The sequence below is a fragment of the Mariniphaga sp. genome, from assembly GCF_041687215.1.
In the GTDB taxonomy this organism is placed as follows: domain Bacteria; phylum Bacteroidota; class Bacteroidia; order Bacteroidales; family Prolixibacteraceae; genus Mariniphaga.
This window is the reverse complement of the sequence record NZ_JAWLCI010000001.1, coordinates 259,518-283,460: the sequence shown is the minus strand read 5'-3', so window position 1 is coordinate 283,460 and position 23,943 is coordinate 259,518. Positions and strand designations below refer to the sequence as shown.

Sequence of the window (23,943 nt, the reverse complement as noted above, 5' to 3'; positions counted from 1 at the left end):
GAAGTGTAATTTTTTATCTTTATTCAAAGATAACGTTTTGATCAGGAACCGGAAAGAAACTCCTGGCTTTGAATTTCCCGAAAATTCTGTATAAAAAACAATAACTTTTCATTTTAATTGAGGCAACTTATTATATTTACGTTTTTTAACAGTAAAATAGACTATTAAAATGAATTGGATTAAATACCGGATTATAATTGTCTTGTTTTTATTTTATTCCGCAGTTTTCCAGCAGGTGGGTGCACAATCTGTTAATATGGTTGAAGTGAATGTGGACGAGGAATACCAGACCATTACGGGTTTTGGCGCCTCTCTGGCTTTTTACGAAGGCTGGTTACCCGCCCATCCCAACCGTGCCGAAATTTACGATGTGATTTTTAAAGAGCTGAGCCTCGACATTCTTAGGGTTAGAAATGCTTACGGTTACGATAATAACATGATTGGCTATGTGAAACAGTTTGCTTCGGCGGCACAAAAATCATTGGGGCACCCCATAGATATTATGGTGACTTCGTGGGGTCCTCCCGGGTACCTGAAAAGTAACAACGACAAAAGTAACGGGGGAACGTTGAGATATAGTGTAAACGACGGGAAAGTTGAGTTTGATTATGCCGGGTTCGCCCAATGGTGGAATGCGTCGCTTGACAACTACAATTCCAACGGTATTTTTCCGAAATACATCAGCATTCAAAACGAACCCGACTGGTCAGCCTTTTACGAAAGCTGCCTGATGCGGCCTTCGGAAGTGGTGAATTCCAATGATACTCTGGCTGGCTACAACAAAGCGCTGGATGCGGTTTACGATACTGTAAAACAACGCGAAAACTCTCCTCTGTTTCTGGGGCCCGAGTGTATTGGAATTGGTTACAATGCGGTTGAAAATTACGTCAATCCGCTCGATCTTTCGAAACTGCATGGCATTGCTTACCACCTTTACCATGGTGCCGAAAGTGGAACTGTGGAGCATGATCCGTTTACTTCGACAAACTATAAAAAAGTTGGGAACTTTCATCCTGAAGTTCCTCATTTTCAAACCGAATATTCACGAGAGGGCTGGTTTACGGTTGCCGGAATGATGTTTCAGTCGCTTACACAGGGCAATGTTACAGCATGGCTTTACTGGGATTTGGCATGGGAAAACGGGGGGCTGGTAAACCTGCATTTTCCGTGGGACCGCAACCGGTGGACTAACTCCAAAGGCTACAATCGCACCAAAGATTTTTATGTGTTTAAACACTATTCCGCTTTTATCCATCCGGGCTGGAAAAGGATTGGTACATCTGGCAACAGCGAAATGCTAAAAACCGCGGCTTTTATAAGTTTAAGTGGAGATTCGGCTGCATTTGTGGCGATTAACCGTTCGGCAACTGATACGCTAAAAGTCAGGTTTCAGCTTCCGGGTTTTACCATGGAAACAGCTTCTGCATATTCAACCACCGAGGATCATGATTTTGTTTCTTCCGATTATCTGAATGATACAATACTTGTGCTCCCACCCCGCTCCATTAACACGGTTGATTTACGTTTGTCATCGGTTAATTCCGCAGCAGAAATTCTTGTTTCCCGGCAGTCTTTTTCAGCAGTTACTGTTTTTCCCAACCCGTTTTCTCATTCGGCACAAATCAGGTTTGTTTCCGAAAAAAATGCAGATTACTATCTGGAGGTTTTTGATTTAACGGGTAAAAAGCTGAACAAAAAAGAATTGGGATTTTTTCCTTCGGGGAGCCATCAGGTAATCCTTAACCGCGACGGGTTAACCGCAGGTTCCTATTTATTCAGGATAACGAATTCTGCCGGGCAAACCGCGAGGGGAAAATTTATTGTTACCGACTGAATTTGCTCTCCAATCTTTATAAAATTCAGGAAAACCTGACGAATTTCAGGGAAAACATTTTATTACCCGAAAACAATATCAGATATTAATATCCGAAATATTTGTATGAAACTGTTTAATTTCTTAACTTTTTCACCACAAAATTTAGAGTTATGAAACAAAAAGCTTACTTGTTATTTTTTCTGGCATTTATTATTGCTGGACTTTCTTCGTGCAAAAACAATGATGAAAGTGATGCACCCTGCTCAGTAGCGTGGACTACTGAATTATCAGCTGAAATAAATGCTATGTCTGCTGCAGCACAGGCTTACGCCGCTGATCAATCTGTTGCAAATTGTAATGCTTATAAACAAGCTGCACAGGCTTACCTGAATGCATTAAGACCTTACGGTGATTGCACTATGCTTGCCGGTCAACAGCGTATTGCTTGGGAAAATTCCATTAACGATGCACAGGAAAATGTGAATAACATGAATTGTCAGTGATAGTCATTTCCATTTAAGCTTGTAATAACCGAATGTTGCCATTCTTCCAGTTGAGAAAGCATGGATTCTACCTTTGCAGATTCAATCTCAGCCAAATTATTTTGTTCCAGTGAGTCGTTTTCGAGTTGGTAAAGTTCAAGTTTGATATCGCCTGAATTGTTTTGTATTCGGTGCAGTTTCCATGGCCAGTCGAGCCAGGCAGCATGACCGGGAAAAGAATCTTCCGGATATTGGGCAGAAATATCTCCTGCTTCCAAAACCAGTCGCGATGAATCGGATACCATTTTCCCCTGTTTTTGGGCTTCAAACAATTCCGCCATCCATTGGGCCGAAGGTGTTCTTCTTCCCGGTGCCGGATATTGCCAAAATCCCATGGGTTGAGGCCGGTTTTTCATTTTTTCTTCCATGGCAGGCAGCAAACTAATTCCGTCTAAAACCGGCAGATTTTCAGGGATTACACCTGCAACTTCGAGCAGGGTTGGGAATATGTCGAAGGTATTTGCGGGCAGGCTGGTTGATTTGGGTTTGTCAATTTTTTCTGGCCATTCAATAATTGCCGGTACGCGCAGTCCCCCTTCATAAATCTGTCCCTTATGTCCGCGGCCTCCGGTTGTTCCCACATTGGGCAGGCCGCCATTATCGCTGCAATACCACAGCAGCGTGTTTTTATCCATTCCCAGGTTTTTCAATTCCTGCCTTAGTTTTCCAATGGCACGGTCCATGCCGGTAATTTCGCCGTAAAAATGTTGCCATGCCGGGTCGAGGCCGGGATAAAGTGCACTGTCGGCGGCACTGGCAATGTGAGGTAAGTGCGGCGAGCCAAACCATACCACCGAAAAAACGGGTTTATCAGAATTAACATGCTTCCGAATAAATTCAATGGCGGCATCAACAGTAACTTCGGAACTTTCGCCATTTAACTGAACAGCAGCTCCCTCGCGGCTCAGGATGGGGTCGTTTTCAAAAAAATTGGGTGCCGAAAACCATTCGTCAAATCCGCTGGTTCCCGGGTTCACCGGGCTTCCAACCTGAACTGAACCCAAATGCCACTTTCCGAAATGACCGGTAACATACCCAGCCGATTGCAATACTTCGGCAATGGTAATTTCCTGTGGCCGAAGTGTGTTTCCCCAACTAAAACAGCCGAACCGGTTGGGATGACGACCGGTCATCACACTTCCACGGGTGGGGGAGCACACCGGCGCTGCGGCATAAAACCGGTCGAATCGCAGTCCGCTGGCTGCCAGGTTATCGAAGTTGGGTGTTTTTACAACCGGATGTCCGTTGTGAGCCATGTCGCCCCAGCCCTGGTCATCTGCCATTACCAGTATGATATGAGGTCGGGAGTCCGGTACTTTTTTTTCGCTACAACTGTTAAAAGTTGCTGCAAGAATGAGGGGAATGGCAAATAAAACTGATTTTTTGAACTGTTTCATCGGATTGTGGTTTGTGTAAAAATAAGGAATTGTAGCCGGGCAAAAAAGATTATCCCGGAAAATTGGTGGATAACCTTTTAAATCCTTTTTATCTTTGTCTTGTCAACTAAAAGTGATTGTAATTAACCATATTGATATGAAAAAGTTTACGTTTGTTTTGGTTTCTGCCCTGGTGGTTTTGGGATTTTCCTGTTCACCGGGAACAAAAAAAGACAGTTCAGATCTACCGCGGGTAGCTATTTGCGGCTTGGCCATCGAGTCGAGTACCTTTTCTCCGGCAGTAACACATACAGAAGCTTTTCGTATTCGCCGTGGAGACGAGATTTTTTCCTACTATCCTTTTTTAGATGAAAACTCGGAAAACCGGAAACGGGCTGAATGGTTTCCTGCTTTGCGCGGTCATGCCATTCCCGGCGGAATTGTTACACGCGCAGCTTACGATTCACTGGTAAATGAAACCCTTGCCTTGCTGAAAGAAAACCTGCCTTACGACGGTATCTTTTTCGACATCCATGGGGCCATGAGTGTGGTTGGACTGGATGATCCTGAAGGCGATTTTATTGCCAAAATTCGCGAAGTTGTGGGGAAGGAGCCGGTAATTTCCACCTCCATGGATTTGCACGGCAATGTAACTGAACGGTTGGCCCATCATACCGACCTGATTACCTGCTACCGCCTGGCGCCGCACGAAGATGCGCTGGAGTCGAAACAACGTGCGCTGGAAAATTTGCTTGACAGGCTTGAAAGCGGCAAGGGAAAACCAAAATACAAAGCCTGGATTCCGTTACCCATTTTGCTGCCTGGTGAAAAAACAAGCACCCGTATTGAACCGGGAAAAAGCCTGTATGCCAAAGTTCCCGGAGTTGCCGACCAGGATGGGGTGATTGATGCCGGAATATGGATTGGCTATGCCTGGGCCGATGAACCAAGGAATCGTGGAGTAGTTATGGTTACCGGCGACGACAGGGAAAAAGTGACAAAAGGCGCTGAATACCTGGCACAAAGTTTTTGGGATGTGCGGAATGAATTTGAGTTTGTGGCCCCGGTGGCTCCCCTGGATGAATCTCTCGATATGGCCATTGCCAGCGAAAAACGCCCGTTTATCATTAGCGATATGGGTGATAATCCTACTGCCGGCGGTGCAGGTGACGTTACCTGGACACTGCAGCAAATTCTGAGTCGTCCGGAGTTTAAAACTGAAAACGGCCCTTCACTCATTTATGCTTCGTTACCAGGCCCCGATTTGGTGGAAAAAGCAGTGGCTGCCGGTGTGGGTAATAAGGCGGAAGGTTTTGCGGGAGCTATTGTTGACGACCGTTATTCCCCTCCTATTCAGCTTTCAGGAAAAGTTTTGGCCATCGATACCGAAGACCCGACTGCCGAAATTGCAGTGGTGGTGCAGGTGGGAAGCGTGAAAGTGATTGTGACCAAAAAACGTAAACCTTATCATTACGAAAAAGATTTTACCCGGCTGGGGCTGAATCCGAGGGAAACGGATATTGTTGTGGTAAAAATCGGATACCTGGTGCCCGAACTTTACGACATGCGCGCCGACTGGATTATGGCGCAGACACCCGGTGGCGTAGATCAGGATTTGGATCGGCTTGGCCACAAACGGGTTGTACGTCCCATCTTTCCGCTGGATAAAAACATGCCCGACCCGGATTTGTCTGCCCAGCTGATTCCGGCATCTGACGAAATCTAAACAGAATTATCACAACATTCTGAGATTTTAAAGGTTTCGATAAACCAAAAATGAGTTTATTGGAGGTTGTACATTGAAAAACCCTGATTTAAACATTGGGAACAATCCCTTTTATTTTTCTGATTTTATGTTTACCTTCCACATCAGAAAATCAGACCTATGGTATTTTACTCTGAATTTCAGCAAATTTATCTCTGGCTTCCTCTGGTGGGAATGATTGTTGGATTACTGGCCACTATGATTGGAAGTGGTGGCGGATTTTTTTTCCCGTTGATTTTGATGTTATTTTTTAGAACACCTGCCCACATTGCTGTGGCAACTTCGCTGGCTGCAACGCTGCCATTGTGTATGGTTGGGTCGGTGGGACATTACCGGCAAGGAAATATTCATTTGAGGCTTGTGTTGGTTTTTGGCGCTGCAGGTGTATTGGGCGCTGTTGCCGGTGCCTGGATTACACAACAAATGGATACGCAGCAGTTAAAAATGGCTTTTGGGATTTATTCCCTGGTTTTGGCTGCGGTTATTATTTTGAATAGCCGAAAAAATAAAAAGCAAAATAAGAATAGAGAAAAAGAGGGAAAGAGGTTGAAAAAAAGCCTCTTTGCGCAGGGTTCAGCCTACGGTTTCGCAGGCGGAATCATTAGCGGAACATTTGGTACCAGCGGATCGGCGCCGGTACTGGCCGGGCTGGTTGCCTTAAATGCGCCAATTAAACTGGTTGTCGGTACTTCGCTTACTGTGGTGCTCATCAATACGGTTTCTGCACTGGCGGGTCATGCTTTGATTGGAGAGATTGATCTGACCTTGGTTTTATTGCTTACGACGGGTACTTTAATTGGTGCCGCTGCCGGGCCGCGGTTATTGGGAAAAATAAAGATTGAGCGGTCGGAAGGCCACATCCGGCAATGGTTTGCTCTAATTATTTTTGGTTTTGGTTTGATACTGATTTTTGCCTGATATGATAGTTACGATTTATATTATTATCCTTTCATATTTTTTACTGGGTGCTGTTGCTTTTTATTTCATTAACCGAAAAAAAGATCGCAGCACAGCCCGAAAAAGCTGGATAAAGTACATCACCTACTTTATTATTATTCATGCTTTGTTTTTTGGAATTATTTTCAATCCACTAATTTTCAGAATTATAGCTTTAGTAATCATTTTAGTCGGAATGTTTGAACTGATAAAACTTTTTTGGAATTCAGGATACCGGAAACAAAGCTTTTTTGTGGTTGCTTTTGTTTTATTTGTGATTTTGTCAGCCGGTTTTTTTCGGTTCACCGGGTTGAGCAAAGACCTGGTATTATTTACTTTTCTGGTACTTTCCATTTTCGATGCATTCAGTCAAATTAGCGGGCAGTTGGCGGGCAAACGAAAACTTTTTCCGGCTATCAGCCCCGGAAAAACAGTGGAAGGTTTGGTTGGCGGAGTTTTGATTGCACTTGCCAGCTCATTGTTATTGAAAAGTCTGGTTGAATTTTCAATATCGAAAACTTTGCTGATTGCGGCAGGAATTGTTCTGTTTGCATTTGCAGGCGATTTGGCTGCATCGGTTTACAAACGAAAATATAATGTAAAAGATTTTTCACAGCTACTTCCGGGGCACGGAGGGTTCCTCGACCGATTCGACAGCCTGATTACGGGTGGTGCTTTCGTTGGCGTAATTGAACTTTTAGGATTTTTAAATTGAAAGTTATGGGAAATCAAATCGGATTAACAGTAATTTATATGGTTGCCATTGCGTTACTATTGGTTTTTAACGAATTGGTTTACCGCCGTTTGGGTTTAAAAGGTGAAATTACCCGCAAGTTTGCGCACTTCACCGCCACATTGTCCACCATCACTTTTCCTTACCTTTTTGATAATCATTGGTATGTACTGTTTATGGCAGTTGCATTTTTCATTCTGTTGTTTGTCAGCCGCCACCGCACCTACCTGAAATCGATTCACGACATCCAGCGCATTTCCATAGGCAGTTACCTGCTGCCGGTTTCCATTTACCTTACCTTTCTGGTTTCGCACAAGCTCGATAACAAGTTTCTGTTTATTTTGCCCATTCTGGTACTGGCCATTTGCGATCCGGTGGCCGGAATTCTGGGTATCAATTTGCAGCAATACAACCATAAAATAAAACTGTTTGGGCATGAGCTGCAAAAAACCTGGCTGGGATCGCTTTCGTTTTTTGTTTCCTGTTTTATCATCAGCCTAATTGCGTTATACTTTAATCAGGAACAAATTAATCTGCAGGTTTTTCTGATTGCATTTACGGTGGCTTTTGTAAGTACGATTGCTGAAATGTTAAGCTGGAAGGGGAGTGATAACATGTTCATTCCCATGAGTGTTTTGCTGGTACTGGTTATTTTGTTATAAATGTTGAATCGAAAATCATTAATTATATGAAACTCTTTTTCAAAGCCGAAAATATTTTGAATGTCCCCAATATCATCAGTTTTTACCGGTTAATTATGTTTCCGGTGGTGCTGATTTTGGCGCTACTTGGTGTTGAAAGGTGGTTTGTGATTTTGTTTTGTATTAATCTGATTACCGATATTATTGATGGATTTATCGCCCGAAAATTTAACTTGGTAACAAATTTTGGTGCAGCGCTCGATAACCTCGCTGATATTGGCACTTACGTTCTGGCATTGCTTGGCGTATTTTTGTTTAAATGGCAGGATTTTAAACCACACGCCTGGCTGTTGTATTTGTTTCTTGCCATTTTTATCATCAGCTACCTGGTAGCTTTTATTCGTTTCGGAAAAATTCCCGGTCTGCACCTGTATGGGCCGGTAATTGCCGGCTACCTGCAAGGCGCTTTCTTTTTTGTACTGTTTGTTTGGGGTTTCAATTTGTGGTTTTACTACGTTGCTGTGGGCTGGGGAGCAATGGCCTACATCGATAAAATTCTGGTTTTACTTAAGACAGACGACATCAGGCCGGGACTAAAGGGCATTTACTGGGTGATGAAAGAGAAGAAATAGGTTGTTTGTTTGTGCATTTTTTATAAAATAGATACCTTTCAGAAATAAATCAAAACAACATTTTTAACCAAATAAAAAATACATATTATGACTTATCTTCCAAAAGAATCGCGTTACGATGAAATGACTTACAACCGCTGCGGAAAATGGGGGTTAAAACTACCGGCAGTTTCGCTGGGTTTGTGGCACAATTTCGGTGGAATTGACCATTTTGAGAATGCCCGTGCCATGCTGCGTCGGGCGTTCGATTTGGGCATTACCCATTTCGATTTGGCCAACAATTACGGTCCGCCTCCGGGGTCGGCAGAAGAAAACTTCGGGAAAATTCTGAAACAGGATTTCAAAGCCTATCGCGACGAACTAATCATCTCGTCGAAAGCAGGTTATTTAATGTGGCCCGGACCCTATGGCGAGTGGGGTAGCCGCAAGTATGTGCTGGCCAGCCTCGACCAAAGTCTGAAACGCATGGGGCTCGAATATGTGGATATTTTCTATTCACACCGTCCCGATCCCGACACACCGCTGGAAGAAACCATGATGGCGCTTGATCAGGCGGTGCGCTCGGGGAGAGCTTTGTACGCTGGCATTTCCAATTACCCCGCAGACATGACAAAGGAAGCATCGCAGATTTTAAAAGAACTGGGCACACCCTGTCTCATCCATCAACCCAGGTATTCGATGTTTGAACGTTGGGTGGAAGACGGTCTGCTGGATGTGCTGGAAGACGAAGGAATCGGGTGTATTCCGTTTTCGCCGTTGGCACAGGGACTGCTTACCAACAAGTATTTAAAAGGCATTCCGGAAGGTTCGCGTGCCACCCGCGAGGTTTTCCTGAAAAAAGAGGATGTGGATTCGGCACACGATAAAATTGTGGCCCTAAATGAAATCGCGCAAAACCGGGGGCAGTCGCTGGCACAAATGGCGTTGGCGTGGGTACTGAAAGACAATCGGATTACTTCAGTTTTAATTGGAGCCAGTTCGGTTCAGCAGATTGACGACAACGTGGAAATGCTGAGAAAGAGAGCATTCAGTGCAGAAGAATTACAGAAAATTGAAGCGGTTTTGAAATAGTTGGATAAAAAAATTCCAGATATTCAGGCGATTATACCTGAACGTCCGGAACTTTTTTGCTTCCAGTTTTTTTTAAAGCCGAATTAATTTGAATTCTGCAGTTTAATTTTTACCTGGTTTTCTTTGGCATCAACTTTTAACGTTTCAGTAGTTTTGTTGTACGAAATGTAGTTGGTTACCAGTTTGTATTCACCCGGTTTCATATTTTCAAACGTAAAGTTTCCATCAAAATCGGTGTAGGTTTTCGCAGTGGTACCTTCAATCTGTACCTCAACTCCCACTAAAAGTTCTCCTGAGTTTGAATCGAGAACAGTTCCTGAAAGTGCTACAGTTGCCTTGCTTTCAGTATCGGTACTTGTTTTTTCTCCCTTATCGTTAGCTGAAACAGTAACTGCCAGTAAAAGTGCGAAAACGCCAATCAGTAATTTTTTCATTTTTAATAATTTAAATGATTTTACTTTACAAAAGTACCTTGGTAGAATTACACCCCGGTTAAGGAATTATTACAGTTTTATTACATTTACCATGCATCAGTATTTGCGCTCATTAATCAGGTTCCCGGCGCCATCATAACTTTTCCAGGTGCCTGTTTTTTCTCCGTTTTTATACTGAAGTTCATACAACAAATTTCCATTGTCGTTCCATATTTTCCATTTGCCGTGCTTTTTCCCGTTTTTGTAACGGGCAACTGATACCAGTACATTATTGCTGTTGTACATTTCCCACTTTCCGTGCATCTGGTTTTTTTTGTAGGAACGGATTTCGTTCAGCCTGCCGTTTTCAAAGTAAATTTTTACCTTCCCTTGCTTTTCCCCATTTTTTACTTTCATCTCCATTTTTAGCTGGCCATTATCGAAAAAAGTGGTGTAGGAGCCCGAATAAAGTTTATCGTTTTCGTAAAAAAGGCCGTCTGATTCTTTAATGTTCTGGGCATTTATCCCGGAAATGAGTAAGGTTATAAGTCCTATAAGTAATGTGATTCTTTTCATTTTGTTCCTCTTAAAAAGCGGCGAAATTAGAAAAAATACGCTCGGCAATTCCTGGTAAAAATTCTTTTAATTGAAATTTAATATATTATGATAGATTAATCGTTTTATTTTATCCATCCGGTTGGCTGTTTGCTTTGCAGTGCTTTGTTTCCGCCTTTTTTGGTTTTGTTAATTATTTCTTTTTGAAGCATTTGAATTTGAAAGGGGAAAGTAATTTTTTATTAATTACCGTGTAATCATTTTGTAACAACCCCAAAGTAGTTTTGCCGCAAATTAAAATCAAAAAAAATGATTTGTTATGAAAAAATTTAGATTTTTGTTCAGTTTAACGCTTATTTTGGGATTGTTCTTCACTGCTTGTGATGAAGATGATCCGATTGTTGCTTTTGATAAACCAGTTGTTTCCGCCCCCTCAAACGTGGCTACCATACCATTCGGATCAACTGATCAATCGGTTGATTTTACCGTTTCAATAGATTCGGATCTTACCGCCAATTATACCGCTTCCGGCACCAATGTTTCGGTTTTGAACGCGTCAGGTAGTGTTAGCGGAAATTCAATTACCATTAATTATAGTGCTGGTTCCAGTGCCGGTGCTGCTTCTATCACATTAACAGTGACCGATTCTGAAGGGCAAACCGATGATGCAACGGCTGTTATCAGTATCGACCAGCCGGAATTTGAAGTTAAAGTTACAAGCAATATTACCCAGAACACAACCTGGACTTCTGATAAAGTTTATATTTTGGGAGGAAGGATAACCGTTGTTAACGGAGTTACATTAACCATTGAACCAGGTACCATCATTAAAGGTGAAGCCGGTACCGGAGCAAACGCCACTGCTTTGCTGGTTGCCCGCGGCGGAACACTAATGGCTGAAGGAACTGCCGACGCACCAATTATTTTCACTTCAGTAGCCGACGAAATTTCTATTGAAGATGTTGCTGCCGGTAACTTTGGAAGCCCAAACCTCGACCCGGATATCAACGGACTTTGGGGTGGCGTTATCGTGCTTGGAAAAGCACCCATTTCAGCATCGAACGAATCGGGCGATGTAAGCGAAATTCAGATTGAAGGAATTCCAACTTCTGACCAGAACGGACTTTACGGTGGAAACGAACCCGGTGATAATTCAGGGGTATTGAAATATATTTCCATTCGCCATGGTGGAACAAATATTGGTTCGGGCAACGAAATCAACGGCCTTTCGCTTGGCGGAGTTGGCTCGGGTACCGTAATTGAAAACATTGAAGTAGTAGCCAATCAGGATGACGGAATTGAATGGTTTGGAGGCACCGTAAATGTAAAAAACGTGTTGGTTTGGAATGTGGGCGATGATGGAATTGACACAGACCAGTCGTGGAATGGCACGCTTGACAATTTTATAGTAGTTGCGCCTACAGGCCATGCTTTTGAGCTCGACGGACCGGAAGGTTCAATGGAAGCAGGTCATGTGATTCAGAACGGAACTATTGTTGCAACAGTGGGCGACCGGATTAGCCAGGACCTGATAAATGTGGACAACAATTCAATTGTTGATTTGAAAAACCTGTTTTTTACCGGAATTTCAGAAGGTCAGAAAATTAACCGGGTTACTGCTGCCGGTGTAACGTTTGAAGGAATTGAGATTGATGTTACTGCCGAAGAATTGCCTAACCATGTAAACGGAGATGTTCCTGCAGGTGTTACTGCCGGAACAGGCACCAAGAAAGCAGATGCTTCTGTTTTTGGATGGACATGGGCAGGAAAATCAGGTGCTTTAACAGGACTCTAATAGTTTATTTAAAAAAATATTGTCTGTAAAATTAAACAGGCTTGCAAATAAGAAATTTTGCAAGTCTGTTTCTTTGTTTAATTCAGGAAACATTTCAAAAAAGGTATGAAGAGCTTATTTGTTATTCTTTTAATGCTTGCTTCCATTTTTACCCAGGCGCAGCAAGGCAAAATCAGGGGTACTATTTTCGATGATAAAACAGGCGAAACACTGGTTGGTGTAACGGTTATGATAACGGGAACTGTAACCGGAACGGCAACCGACCTCGATGGACAATTTACACTCGATCTGGCTCCCGGAACCTACGAACTGCAAATTTCCTACATTTCGTATCAAACGCTTAACGTAAAAGACGTTCAGGTTAAAGCTGGCGACGTAACCCTGTTGGAAAACCTGAGATTGCAGGAAAGCACCCTCGAAATTGGTGAGGTAGTTGTAACCGCCGAAGTAATTCGAACTACCGAAGCAGCTTTGAACACTATTAAAAAACAGAGCGCGGTGATTATGGATGGAATTTCTGCTTCAAGAATAAAACTGATAGGCGATAACACAGCGGTGGAAGCGGCCAAAAGGGTAACCGGCGTTACGGTTGAAGACGGCAAATATGTTTATGTTCGCGGCCTGGGCGACCGGTATTCCAAAACCACATTAAACCACATGGACATTCCGGGGCTGGACCCCGACCGGAATAGCCTGCAAATGGACATTTTTCCTACAAACCTGATTGACAATATGCTGGTAAGTAAAAACTTCACTGCCGACATGCCTGCCGACTTTACCGGGGGAATGATGAACGTGGAGACCAAAGATTTTCCGGAAGAAAGAATTATTAGCGTTTCTGCCAGTACCTCTTATAATCCGGATATGCACATTAATTCGAATTACCTCACTTACCCGGGCGGTTCAACCGATTTTCTGGGTTTCGATGACGGAACCCGTGCATTGCCTGCACGTGCCACGCAACCCAACATCCCAACTCCCATAAGCGGCGCCCCCCAGCAGGAAATCAATGAATTTATTAAAAGTTTTAACCCGCATCTTGCTGCCGACCGCCAAACCAGCCCGGTGGATTACAGTGTCAGCTTTTCATTGGGAAACCAGGTCGATCTTTTCAAAAAAAGCAGCAGAAGCCCGAAACTGGGTTATATCTTTTCGCTCTCCTACAAATCGGATTACAAATATTACAACGACGTGGTTTACGGTGAATACCAACGGTATATTGATCCTGACAAATATGAAATGCGCTATGCAACTATTCAGAACGGAGAACTTGGCGAACACAACGTTTTGGTTGGTTTACTCGGCGGCGTGGCTGTAAAAACCAACCTGTCGAAAATCAGGTTAACAGCCATGCGGTTGCAGAATGGTGAAAACCGTGCCGGTAAATTCTCGATTGACAACGATGGCGAAGCAGTTGGTCAATCGGGTTACTTTGCCCTTTCTGATAACCTGGAATACAACCAGCGTTCGCTTACCAATGTTTTGCTCAACGGAACCCATGTATTGAAAAACAGTGGCTGGGAAATTGACTGGCGTTTTTCACCCACTTTTTCCACTTCAGAAGATCCTGATATGAGAAAAACAGCTTTTACAAATATAAACGACAGGTATAGTTTTATGGCGGGAGCCGGCGGAAACCCGGCACGAATATGGCGATCGCTCACCGAGTTGAATGCCATGGGCAAGTTAGATATTACCAAAAAATACCAATTCAAAAATAATGATGCAAAGCTGAAATTTGGGTTTAGCCATGGATTTAAAGAACGCGATTACGAGATTCTCTTTTTCGACATACAGTTTTTTGGAGGCCAGTCGTGGCCCGGTCCCGATCCGTCAATCGTGCTCAATGATGAAAATATTTACCCCAACCGGCCAAACAGTATATATTACCAGTCGGGGAACCCGGAGACCAATCCCAATGCCTACCAGTCGAATGTTAACAATACCGGTTTTTATATTTCCAATGAATTTACCCCTTTTGCAAAACTGAAAACCATCATTGGAGTCAGGGCTGAAAACTTTGTGCAGCGGCACACCGGGCGCGACCAGCGTTATGCCAGTGGCGACACGGAAAATGGAATAAACTTAGATAATGAAAAAGTGCTGGAATCTTTTGATTTGTTCCCTTCGGTGAACCTGATTTACGCGCTTACTGAGGATCAAAATCTTCGTGCGTCTTACTCAAAAACCATTGCCCGTCCTTCTTTTAAAGAGCTGTCGTTTGCACAGATTCTCGACCCCATTTCAAACCGTATTTTTAACGGAACACTGTTTACCTATCCCGGCTGGGACGGAAACTTAACGGAAACACGCATCAACAATATTGATTTGCGCTGGGAACTGTTTATGGAAAGGGGACAGATTTTTTCAGTAAGCACTTTCTTTAAAAGTTTCGATAATCCCATCGAATTGGTGCGAATTCCTGAACAGCAGACAAGTACTGAGTACCAACCAAGAAATGTTGGCGATGGCAGATTGTTTGGTGCTGAAATTGAATTCAGAAAAGATTTGGATTTTATTTCACCTTTCTGGCGCCATTTTAACCTGAATGGAAATTTTACCCTGGTTGAATCACAGATTGATATGACAGAGCTGGAATTCAATTCCCGAAAAACGTATGAAAAAACGGGCCAGAGCATTGAGAAAAATCGCCAGATGGCCGGACAGTCGCCATACGTAATCAATGCAGGATTTTCTTACAGTAATTATGATGCAGGCCTCGATGCCGGATTTTTTTACAATGTGAAAGGTTCTACCTTAACCATAGTTGGAGCGGGTCTTTTCCCCGATATTTACATTGAACCGTTTAACAGCCTGAATTTCAGTTTAAATAAAAAACTGGGTGAAAGCGGAAATACGAGCATCGACTTTAAAGTATCGAACCTTTTAAATGCCAAAACGGAAAGTTATTACCACTCGTACAATGCCGAAAAACAAATTTACAGCAGCATGAGCCCCGGCAGAACGTTTGGATTGGGTGTGAGTTACAAGTTTTAAGAAGCCTACTTTTTTGCCAGCGAAAACAGAAATTCAGTTCCGCCACCGGATTTGTTTCTAACCGAAATTTCGCCTTTGTGCAATTGAATGGCATTTTTAACAATGGCTAATCCAAGGCCGGTTCCGCCTGCTTCGCGGGTACGCCCGTGGTCAACCCTGTAAAAACGCTCGAAAATTCGAGGCAGGTGTTCTTCGGGAATTCCCGAACCGGTATCGGAATAAGAGAAATAGTAGTATTTGTTGTCTTCGTGGTAAACTTTAATATGGATGGAAATTCCTTCTCCACCATAATTAATTGAATTTTCAACAAAATTCTGAAACACCGAAAAAAGAAGCGAATCGTTGCCTTCAATCACCATCCCTGATTTTACTTCGCTACTAAAAGAAATGTTGTTTTCATTCATCCGGTTGGCAAAGTTTTCATAAACCTCATCTATAACCGATTCAAGGTCAACAGGTTTAAATCGGAACAGTTCCCCGGCATCTTCGATGTTGTTAAGCAACGAAATATCATTAATCAAATGAGTAAGTCGTTCCGACTGGAGAAAAGTTTTTTGCAGGAAGTATTTTTGTTTTTCTTCTGCTACCGGCCAGTTGTTTAACATGGTTTCCAGATAACCTTTTATGGAGGAAAGCGGTGTTTTCAACTCGTGTGCAATATTGGAGGTGAGCTGTTGTTTCATCAGCCGGCGTTTTTCAAGGCGTGTAATATCTGTAATTACAACTTCAAAACTGTAGTCGATAAAAATTATGCTTTGAATTTTATAATATTTTTCGCCTGCTGAAATAATGTATTCCAGTTGTGGCAGATTATCGGGCTGAAAAGGAAGGTGGCCGGCCTGGTTTTTTTTCAAAAACTTGTTGAGTTTTTTAAATTCTTTCATCCCAAAAATATCCCCGGTTTCAATAATACTTTTTTGGGAAATAATATTAATGTATTGAATAAAGTTCCGGTTAGTAAGGGTTTTCTTTTTTTCGGGGGTAAAAAAAGCGATGCCTTCGTTCAGGGCATTGAGATGATTCAGGAGTTTTTCCCTCTCGTTTGAAAGTTCGTCTTTGGCTTTTTTCAGCTTGTGGTAAATTCGAATAATCTGCCTGCTTATAATTCCCAGTTCGTTTTCCGGGAAATTCGTATCGGGCCCCACAAGTTCGTTTTTTCCGGCTTTTAAGGAAAAATCCTTCAGTTTGGTAATGGCATCGGCCAGTTTACCGGTGATAAAGTACAGGATGATACCAATGATGGCAAAAACAGTTACAATGAAAGAAATAAATGCCCTTTCTGCTTTTAAAAAGTTTTGAATTTGAACGTTGTAAACAACTGCAGTGCGAACAAAGTAATTGGAATATTTTTTAGCATAATAGTAATATTCTTCCTGTGTGGTTTCTGAATGACGGATATTTGAACCTCTCTGCTCCTGAACTGCCTTTTGAACTTCGGGCCGTTGCAGGTGGTTTTCCATTGTCATGTAATCGGCTGAACTATCGTACAGTACTTCACCGTCAGGGGCAATAACTGTAATTCGAATATTCGACTGAGGAATAATTCGTTGGATTTCACCAATACGGCTTAGTGCGTTTTTTTCTATCAGATTATTTTGCTCAATAAACCGGTAAGTAATTTCGGTAATATTATCGAGTGTGTTTTCCAGTTGTGCCGTACGGTATTTTTTCTCGCGCTGGTACTGAAAGGTGAGAATAGCAGCGGTAAAAAGAATAAATACGATGATAAAGTAGAAAAATATTTCGCCCCTGAAAGATTTTCGTATCACTGATTGAATTTGCTAAAGTTTATATTTGTACAATTACGCTCTCTCATTTGTTTGGGTTTTGGTTTTTGCTTCGGATGTTAATTTATTGTAGGAAATTAGTAAGCCTGAGGCATGGTTTAGCATGTTTTTGGTTTCCGAAAGGATATTCAAAAACAATATGGAGTTCCGGGTATTTACCTGGTTTGATTTTATTCTTTTAATCTGTGCCACTTCCATTCTGTTTAACATTTCGTAAATTTTATTTTGAATTCCGGCCATATTATTCTTCTCGTTCACCTGGTTATTATTAATAATTTCGGCACTTAAAACCAATAAGTTATCTATTTCCTTCTTCAGCAGGCCCAGCTCTTCTCCCTGCACTTTTATAAATGGTTTGTGGCTGTTGCTTAAATGTTCAAACATTGGATCAAGAAAAAGTGAAAGTGAATTAACCATTCTTACCTGATAATCTTTAATATCAATTAAATAATGACCTGAATGCAAGCTGCTTTCAAAATTGGTGGCAATGCTGAAAATGTTTTCTTTAGATTTTTCAACTTTTTTCCTGAGGTTGTCTTTTTCTGCCAATATATTTTTAAATCCGGGCAAATCTTCAGCAATAAAATTTTCAATTCCAAAAGTGTAAACAGAACTGGTTTTGTTCAGGAAATGAATAAGTTGGATTCTGCATTTTTTCAGAATTTTTTCTACTCCGTCATTTTCTGAAACAATTTCTTCAGGATCAAACACCTGGTTTTTTTCATTAAAGCGACTTCGTGTTTGGTAGATAGCCAAGCCGGAAAATCCGAAAAAAGCAAATAATGTAATCATTCCACCGGTGGTTAAAAACCAGGCAGCAATATCTGAAAAAGTAAACACAGAAGGATGAAAAATTGAAAAGATGAAACCTGCATATTCCATTTTATATTTGGTTTTTGGTTTTTCAAATTCCAGTGTATAAAACTATTTCAGTTGTTATTTTTAAAGCAGTAACCGTAACCCGATTTGCCTTTAATATTAGTGCCGTATTTTCCAATTTTTTTTCTGAGCCTGGCGATGTTTACATCCACATTGCGTTCAGTCACAATAACGTCATCGTCCCAAATTCGTTTTAATATTTCATCACGACTGATGTATTGGTCCGTGTTTTTCATCAGCAGCAGCAAAATTTCATACTCTTTTCGGGTGAGGTTAACGTGTTGGCCTCCCACAAAAATTTCTTTCTGTTTTTGATTTACTGTCAGTTCTTTATAAGTAATAACTGTATTTTCGTCGGTCTTTTTCGACCCTCTTTTCAAAATGGCCTTAATGCGTGCAACAACTTCTTTAATGGAAAAAGGTTTGGAAATGTAATCGTCGGCCCCCACGTTAAACCCGGTCAAAACATCATTTTCCTCCCCTTTTGCGGTAAGAAAAATAATGGGTACCTGCAAATTACGTTCTTTGCGAATAATGTTTGCCGTTTTAAATCCGGAGATACCACCCATCATCACATCAAGTAATATTAAATCAAATTCTTCCATTGTTTTTTTCAGGGCTTCTTCGCCCGAGTGGGCCACATCAATGGAAAATCCTTCGCTTTCCAGATTAAACTGCAATATTTCGCACAAATCTTTTTCGTCATCAACAATCAGTATTTTTTGCTTCTCTTCCATTTTTTCCCTTTTGTTCCTGTTCCGGTAAAGTTAATGTAAAATTGTCTGCACCTGAATATTAAAAAGCTGTTAATCCATTTTAAAAATATTTTAAAATAAAGATTTGCAACAACAATATAAGGTTACTGCAGCCTTGTTTCCCTTTTTAAAGGTATAGTTAAAACAAAGTTGTTACAAATCAATTACTAAAATATTAAATGTGATTAATATATATTTGCGCCTGGTTCAGGAAAATTTTTGTTTATGCAATTTAAAAAACTGGTTTTCTTCCTATTCTTTTTTCCCCATTTTTTATTTGCTCAGGTGGGCGAATTTGTTCCGTCGGGAAAACCGTTTGCTACCATATATGCCAATTTTCATCGTGGCATTACCGGCAGTGCAACTGATGAGGCAGCATTTGAGCTGGTGCGCGGATATTTGGGGTATGAATACCAGCTCAGTCCGGAGTTTTACGCCAAAATAAACGTGGATGTGGGCAGCCCTGATGATCTTTCACCCCTCTCAAAAATCAGGCGATATGCTTATTTTAAAAATGCGTATTTACAGTACTCGCATCAAAAATTTCAAATCGAATTTGGACTTATTAGTCTTAAACAGTTCAAATTACAGGAAGATGTCTGGGAAAGACGTTACCTGATGAAAACCATTGCCGATGAACACCGGCTGGGTTCTTCTGCCGATTTGGGCGTAAATTTTCATTACAAATTCCACAGGCTCATCGATGCCGATTTTACCATGATGAATGGCGAAGGATACAGCAGCCTGCAAATGGACGATATTTTTAAATACAGTTTGGGTACCACATTCAGAGTTCCCCAAAATTTCACATCCCGAATAGTTTACGATATTATGCACAACGAAATACCGGAAACCACCTGGCTGGTATTCACCTCGTACAATTTTCGTTCGAAATGGAACCTGGCAGGGGAAGTGGTTTACCGGCTAAATAACGCATGGAAAACCGACAACAACATCCTTGCCTTATCGTTTTACGGAAAGTTTAATCTGAATGAAAAATATCAGTTGTTTGCCCGGTACGATAAAATTGAATCGAATATTTTGGAGGGTGAAACTTTGCCGTGGCATTTGGCAAACGATGGTACTGCACTTATTGCGGGAATTCAGTTCAGGCCCATAAAAAATATAGCCGTGGCATTGAATTACCACGACTGGTACCCGTGGGCTGCCAACATGGAAGGTGGCGGATTTGTTTTTGTTGATTTGGAAGTGAAAATGTAAAAACAAGCAACGATGAAAAACAAAATTTTTACAGGTTTCCTTCTGTTACTGGTTTTTTTTGGATGCCGTAAAAGTGATTACCTCATTGAAGGAAATACTGAATTTTTTCACGATGACGGGAGCGGCACCGGCACCGTTACCTGGACTAAAACAAACGAATACATTTTGGAAGGTTTTGTTTTTGTGAACGACGGCCAGGTTTTAACCATCGAGCCAGGAACTGTTATCCGGTTTCGCAGTGGCCAGGCCGAAAATGCCAGCGCCCTTATTGTGGCCCGTGGCGGAAAAATTATAGCTGAAGGCACAAAAGAAGAACCCATTATTTTTACCTCGGAACAAGATGATTTACAAGGATCGTTAACAAAAGAAGAACGCGGGCTATGGGGTGGACTCATCATTTTGGGAAATGCACCCCTGAACGTGAGCGGAGGAGAAGCGCGTGTTGAAGGTATTCCCTGGTTTGAGCAACGCGGAACTTATGGCGGTGGAGATGAGGATGATGATTCAGGCTCTTTGCGATACGTTTCCATCAGGCATGGAGGTACCAATATTGGTGAAGGAAATGAAATAAACGGCCTTACCTTGGGTGGAGTGGGGAACAAAACCGAAATTGATTTTGTGGAAATCATTTCCAATGAGGATGACGGTGTGGAAATTTTTGGAGGAACGGTTAACCTCAAGCACATTGTGGTTTCGGGTTGTGGTGATGATGCTTTCGATTATGACCTGGGTTGGAGTGGAAACGGACAGTTCTGGCTTGGCATTGAAAACGATTTTGTGGGCGACAATTTAATCGAAGCCGGTGGCGGGGTTAATCCGGTCATTGGGTTCCCCCATTCGCTGCCAAACATATACAATGCAACATTAATTAGCAACGGAAATACTGGCAATGGAGCACTGGCTGTTTTCGAGCGGTTTGCCGGCGGCGTAATTGCCAACTCCATTTCAATGAATGACCCGAACGGAATTTTACTTGAAGTAACCGACAGCCGGAACGACAGTTACAACCAGTGGAAAAGCGGAAAACTGGAAATTCGCAATAATTTGTTTTATGATGTTGCCGGGGAGAGTGGAGAACCGATATTTAAACTTACCGGAATTTTTTCTGCTGAAATGGAAAATGAATGGGCCGCTTACTTTAATGCAGGGCAGAACGAAACCGGAAATCCGGGAATTGACCTGGGATCAGCGAACTTTGTGCCCAACCCGAAAATAACCGGCAATTTAAGCGATTACCCCAATTCATGGTTTCAGCGGGTTGATTTTAAGGGTGCTTTTGGCGAAGACAACTGGATTGAGGGGTGGACTCAACTGGCAGAATAGTAACCCATATTTCGCAAAAGAACCAGCGAGCGACCCTCCTGTTGAATAAGTATTTAAACAAAAACAAATACCTTAATAGAATAAAAAAAATCTTTGCCGTTGGAGGAAATCGGAGGGAATTAATTGAAATTGTTCAGTTAAAATTTAGATGGATACTTGAAGTTGTAAAACGAAATCGAAATAATCTCTAAATACTTTTGATTATATATTTTTAACATTCTGGAGCATCCGGATGAATTTTATGAAAATGAAAAACTGGCAATTGTAAGCAAAATTTGCTACCTAGTACACATAAAACCTACATCAATCATAAGTTATATTTATCAAAAATTAACTTTTTTTTATGGAAAATAAAATAAGGTCTAACTGCTTAACAGTCAGACCTTATTTGTACCCGGGGCGGGAATCGAACCCGCACTCTGTTGCCAGAACTGGATTTTGAATCCAGCGCGTCTACCAATTCCGCCACCCGGGCTTTTCCCTTGCGGAAAAGGGTTCGCAAAACTAATTATTTCAACGGAATTGACAAAATCTAATTTCTTATATTTGTCTGAATAAATTGGACTCAATAAAATTAACTTAAAATGAGTGAAGAAAACCGGGACACCAAACTACGTGAGCATCTGGCCAACGAACGTACATTTCTGGCATGGATCCGGACTTCGATTGCCCTTATGGGCCTTGGGTTTGTGATTGTTAAATTTGGTCTCTTTTTAAAGGAAGTGGCCACCTTGCTGGATGACTTAGACATTACCTTTTCAGAAGGTTTTTCGGCAACAGTAGGAACCGGTATGGTTGCCCTGGGTGTTATTCTTGCCTTTTTCGCCTATTTCCAATACAAAAAAGTAGAAACCCAAATCAACCGGCAAACCTACAAATCTTCGTCACTCATTTCTGTTGTGCTAACTCTTTTTATTGTGATTAGCGGATTTTTGCTGGTTGTACATTTGCTCACCGGAATTATCATCTGATTTGTTGCTGTTCATTCTGAAAATCACCTTGTTTTTGCTACTTTAGTCAACTGGTAGAACAGGAAAATTTAGTATGAACAGGCAGGAAGAAAATATACTTTTTGAAAAAATCAGAGCGGGTGACGAAAAAGCATTTGAGACGCTTTTCCGGCAATATTACCCGCAATTATGTATGTATGCCACTCAAATACTAAAAAATGCTTCAGCCGCCGAGGAAATAGTTCAGGAGCTGTTTGTGCGCCTTTGGGAAAAACGGAAAGAAACAGAAATTGAATCCTCACTAAAAAACTATCTGTTCAGGGCAGTAAAAAATCATTGTCTGAATTTTATAAAACACAACCAAATCAAAATCGAACATTCTCAAAAAATTTTGGCCGAAAAAGAGCCATATTCAGCAGAATATGATTTTGAATCGCAAACTGAACTTTTCAGAAAAATAGAAGAAAGCATTTCTGAGTTGCCGGAAAAACGACAGGAAATATTCAGATTAAGCCGGCAGGAAGGTTTAAAATATCGTGAAATAGCAGAAAAAATGAATATTTCCATTAAAACAGTTGAAACGCAAATGGGCCTGGCCATTAAAACATTACGGGAAAAACTGAAAGATTTCCTGATTATTTTTTAAAATTTTTCTACATCCGTTTCAGGGTAAAATTTAAACCGGTTGTCATTAAAACAGATGAAAACAAAACATTCCATAGAAAAACCCGGTTGGGAACTGGTGGCCAAATATCTGGCCAATGAAGCCAACACTGTTGAAAAACAAACAGTGGAAAAATGGGCTGCCCAATCGGAAAAAAACAATCGTGAGTTGCTGGAGACAAAAATTTTGCTCGAAAAAACTGATGACTACTTCCTGCTTAAAAAATTTGATTCCAGCGCAGCATGGGAAAAAACCCAACAGCAAATCAGCCCAAAAACCATTTCCATTGCTCCACGTGAAAATCAGCGGAAAATTTATATTTCAACCTTCTACAAATATGCTGCAATTGTTGTTTTGGCGTTACTGGTTGGAACTGCCGGGTATTATTTTGGTTTAAGAAATGAGTTGCAAAATGTTTACAGCGAAATTATTTCTGCAGAAAAACAGGTGCTAAACGAATACATACTTCCCGACGGTTCAGTTGTGGCGCTGAACAGTAACTCAAAACTGCAGTTCCCGAAAAAATTTAAAAATAATTTTCGTGAGGTAACCATAACCGGCGAAGCATTTTTTGATGTTCAGCCTGACCCGGAAAAACCGTTCATAATAAACGCCGGAAATACGCAAGTAAAAGTACTTGGAACTTCATTCAATGTGAATGCTTACCCTGAAAACGAAACGGTGGAAGTGATTGTGGAAACCGGTACCGTTCAGGTGATTACCACCGAAAAGCTAAATACTCTGGAAACTGCTGAAATTATATTGAATCCCGGAGAAAAAGGAACCTTTGTAAATTCGCTCGGAAAGCTGGAAAAGGAGTTAAATTCCGATCCTAACTACCTGGCCTGGAAAACACATAACCTGGTATTCGAAAATACACCGCTCATGGAAGTGGTTCAATATTTGAATAAAACATATCATACTGACATTCAATTAAATGGAGAAAACCTGAACGAGTTGGCTTTAACCGCTCAATTCGAAAGAAAACCTGTAGATTTTATTCTGAATGTGGTACAACTCACATTTGGACTTAAACTGGAACAGAACAATGATATTTACATTTTATCTGAAAACGAAACATTAAACAAGTAA

Annotated in this window: 21 protein-coding genes and 1 tRNA gene; 15 read left to right on the top strand and 7 right to left on the bottom strand. The window is 41.5% G+C overall.

Features of this window, described 5'->3' with window-relative positions:
- Positions 1 to 169 precede the first annotated feature (169 nt).
- Both ACESMA_RS01235 and ACESMA_RS01230 read left to right on the top strand, forming a co-directional pair.
- A complete protein-coding gene (locus tag ACESMA_RS01235; protein ID WP_372946924.1) occupies positions 170 to 1,834 on the top strand; it encodes a T9SS type A sorting domain-containing protein in 1,665 nt (554 codons plus the stop codon).
- A 152-nt stretch (positions 1,835 to 1,986) separates the two neighbouring features.
- Entirely contained in the window at positions 1,987 to 2,319 is a 333-nt protein-coding gene (locus tag ACESMA_RS01230) for a hypothetical protein (protein WP_372946923.1), read from the top strand.
- Here the strand turns inward: ACESMA_RS01230 and ACESMA_RS01225 are convergent.
- On the bottom strand, positions 2,313 to 3,755 hold the full coding sequence (locus ACESMA_RS01225) for a sulfatase-like hydrolase/transferase (RefSeq protein ID WP_372946922.1): 1,443 nt from the start codon (positions 3,753 to 3,755) through the stop codon (positions 2,313 to 2,315). The genes ACESMA_RS01230 and ACESMA_RS01225 overlap by 7 nt on opposite strands.
- A 136-nt stretch (positions 3,756 to 3,891) precedes the next feature.
- Here ACESMA_RS01225 and ACESMA_RS01220 point away from each other — a divergent pair, with 136 nt between their 5' ends.
- From ACESMA_RS01220 to mgrA, 6 genes are all read left to right on the top strand, one after another.
- Positions 3,892 to 5,460 carry a M81 family metallopeptidase gene (locus ACESMA_RS01220; RefSeq protein ID WP_372946921.1) on the top strand — a complete coding sequence of 523 codons (1,569 nt, stop codon included), beginning with the start codon at positions 3,892 to 3,894 and terminating at the stop codon, positions 5,458 to 5,460.
- A 159-nt stretch (positions 5,461 to 5,619) separates the two neighbouring features.
- Entirely contained in the window at positions 5,620 to 6,417 is a 798-nt protein-coding gene (locus tag ACESMA_RS01215; protein ID WP_372946920.1) for a sulfite exporter TauE/SafE family protein, read from the top strand.
- Position 6,418: 1 nt separating this feature from the next.
- A complete protein-coding gene (locus ACESMA_RS01210) occupies positions 6,419 to 7,150 on the top strand; it encodes a phosphatidate cytidylyltransferase (protein ID WP_372946919.1) in 732 nt (243 codons plus the stop codon).
- A 5-nt stretch (positions 7,151 to 7,155) separates the two neighbouring features.
- On the top strand, positions 7,156 to 7,830 hold the full coding sequence (locus tag ACESMA_RS01205; RefSeq protein WP_372946918.1) for a diacylglycerol/polyprenol kinase family protein: 675 nt from the start codon (positions 7,156 to 7,158) through the stop codon (positions 7,828 to 7,830).
- Between the two features lie 26 nt (positions 7,831 to 7,856).
- The gene (locus ACESMA_RS01200) at positions 7,857 to 8,441 is read left to right on the top strand and encodes a CDP-alcohol phosphatidyltransferase family protein (protein ID WP_372946917.1); all 585 of its coding nucleotides are present in this window, start codon (positions 7,857 to 7,859) and stop codon (positions 8,439 to 8,441) included.
- Between the two features lie 87 nt (positions 8,442 to 8,528).
- Entirely contained in the window at positions 8,529 to 9,512 is a 984-nt protein-coding gene (gene mgrA / locus ACESMA_RS01195) for an L-glyceraldehyde 3-phosphate reductase (protein ID WP_372946916.1), read from the top strand.
- An 83-nt stretch (positions 9,513 to 9,595) separates the two neighbouring features.
- Here the strand turns inward: mgrA and ACESMA_RS01190 are convergent, their stop codons facing one another.
- Both ACESMA_RS01190 and ACESMA_RS01185 read right to left on the bottom strand, forming a co-directional pair.
- On the bottom strand, positions 9,596 to 9,946 hold the full coding sequence (locus ACESMA_RS01190) for a carboxypeptidase-like regulatory domain-containing protein (protein ID WP_372946915.1): 351 nt from the start codon (positions 9,944 to 9,946) through the stop codon (positions 9,596 to 9,598).
- A gap of 96 nt (positions 9,947 to 10,042) precedes the next feature.
- A complete protein-coding gene (locus ACESMA_RS01185; RefSeq protein ID WP_372946914.1) occupies positions 10,043 to 10,501 on the bottom strand; it encodes a toxin-antitoxin system YwqK family antitoxin in 459 nt (152 codons plus the stop codon).
- A 298-nt stretch (positions 10,502 to 10,799) separates the two neighbouring features.
- Between ACESMA_RS01185 and ACESMA_RS01180 the strand changes: the two genes are divergently transcribed.
- Together ACESMA_RS01180 and ACESMA_RS01175 are read left to right on the top strand one after the other, a co-directional pair.
- Complete coding sequence (locus tag ACESMA_RS01180; RefSeq protein WP_372946913.1) at positions 10,800 to 12,275, top strand: hypothetical protein; 1,476 nt, start codon at positions 10,800 to 10,802, stop codon at positions 12,273 to 12,275.
- 105 nt (positions 12,276 to 12,380) lie between these two features.
- The gene (locus ACESMA_RS01175; protein WP_372946912.1) at positions 12,381 to 15,272 is read left to right on the top strand and encodes a TonB-dependent receptor; all 2,892 of its coding nucleotides are present in this window, start codon (positions 12,381 to 12,383) and stop codon (positions 15,270 to 15,272) included.
- A 5-nt stretch (positions 15,273 to 15,277) separates the two neighbouring features.
- Here ACESMA_RS01175 and ACESMA_RS01170 read toward each other — a convergent pair whose 3' ends face one another.
- From ACESMA_RS01170 to ACESMA_RS01160, 3 genes are read right to left on the bottom strand one after another with little or no spacing between them, the layout of a single operon-like run.
- Positions 15,278 to 17,041: a sensor histidine kinase gene (locus tag ACESMA_RS01170; protein ID WP_372946911.1), complete on the bottom strand. Its 1,764-nt coding sequence runs from the start codon at positions 17,039 to 17,041 to the stop codon at positions 15,278 to 15,280.
- Between the two features lie 33 nt (positions 17,042 to 17,074).
- Complete coding sequence (locus tag ACESMA_RS01165; RefSeq protein WP_372946910.1) at positions 17,075 to 17,941, bottom strand: hypothetical protein; 867 nt, start codon at positions 17,939 to 17,941, stop codon at positions 17,075 to 17,077.
- 47 nt (positions 17,942 to 17,988) lie between these two features.
- Entirely contained in the window at positions 17,989 to 18,675 is a 687-nt protein-coding gene (locus ACESMA_RS01160; protein ID WP_372946909.1) for a response regulator transcription factor, read from the bottom strand.
- Between the two features lie 243 nt (positions 18,676 to 18,918).
- Between ACESMA_RS01160 and ACESMA_RS01155 the strand changes: the two genes are divergently transcribed.
- Positions 18,919 to 19,914, top strand: coding sequence for a porin (locus tag ACESMA_RS01155; RefSeq protein WP_372946908.1), 996 nt, complete (start codon positions 18,919 to 18,921; stop codon positions 19,912 to 19,914).
- A 12-nt stretch (positions 19,915 to 19,926) separates the two neighbouring features.
- Positions 19,927 to 21,237 carry a hypothetical protein gene (locus tag ACESMA_RS01150; RefSeq protein ID WP_372946907.1) on the top strand — a complete coding sequence of 437 codons (1,311 nt, stop codon included), beginning with the start codon at positions 19,927 to 19,929 and terminating at the stop codon, positions 21,235 to 21,237.
- A 391-nt stretch (positions 21,238 to 21,628) separates the two neighbouring features.
- Here ACESMA_RS01150 and ACESMA_RS01145 read toward each other — a convergent pair.
- A tRNA-Leu gene (locus ACESMA_RS01145) sits at positions 21,629 to 21,712 on the bottom strand.
- Positions 21,713 to 21,821: 109 nt separating this feature from the next.
- On the opposite strand from ACESMA_RS01145, the gene ACESMA_RS01140 reads away from it, so the two are divergent.
- From ACESMA_RS01140 to ACESMA_RS01130, 3 genes are all read left to right on the top strand, one after another.
- The gene (locus tag ACESMA_RS01140; RefSeq protein WP_372946906.1) at positions 21,822 to 22,208 is read left to right on the top strand and encodes a YidH family protein; all 387 of its coding nucleotides are present in this window, start codon (positions 21,822 to 21,824) and stop codon (positions 22,206 to 22,208) included.
- A gap of 73 nt (positions 22,209 to 22,281) precedes the next feature.
- Positions 22,282 to 22,833, top strand: coding sequence for an RNA polymerase sigma-70 factor (locus ACESMA_RS01135; protein WP_372946905.1), 552 nt, complete (start codon positions 22,282 to 22,284; stop codon positions 22,831 to 22,833).
- A 54-nt stretch (positions 22,834 to 22,887) separates the two neighbouring features.
- Complete coding sequence (locus ACESMA_RS01130) at positions 22,888 to 23,943, top strand: FecR family protein (protein ID WP_372946904.1); 1,056 nt, start codon at positions 22,888 to 22,890, stop codon at positions 23,941 to 23,943.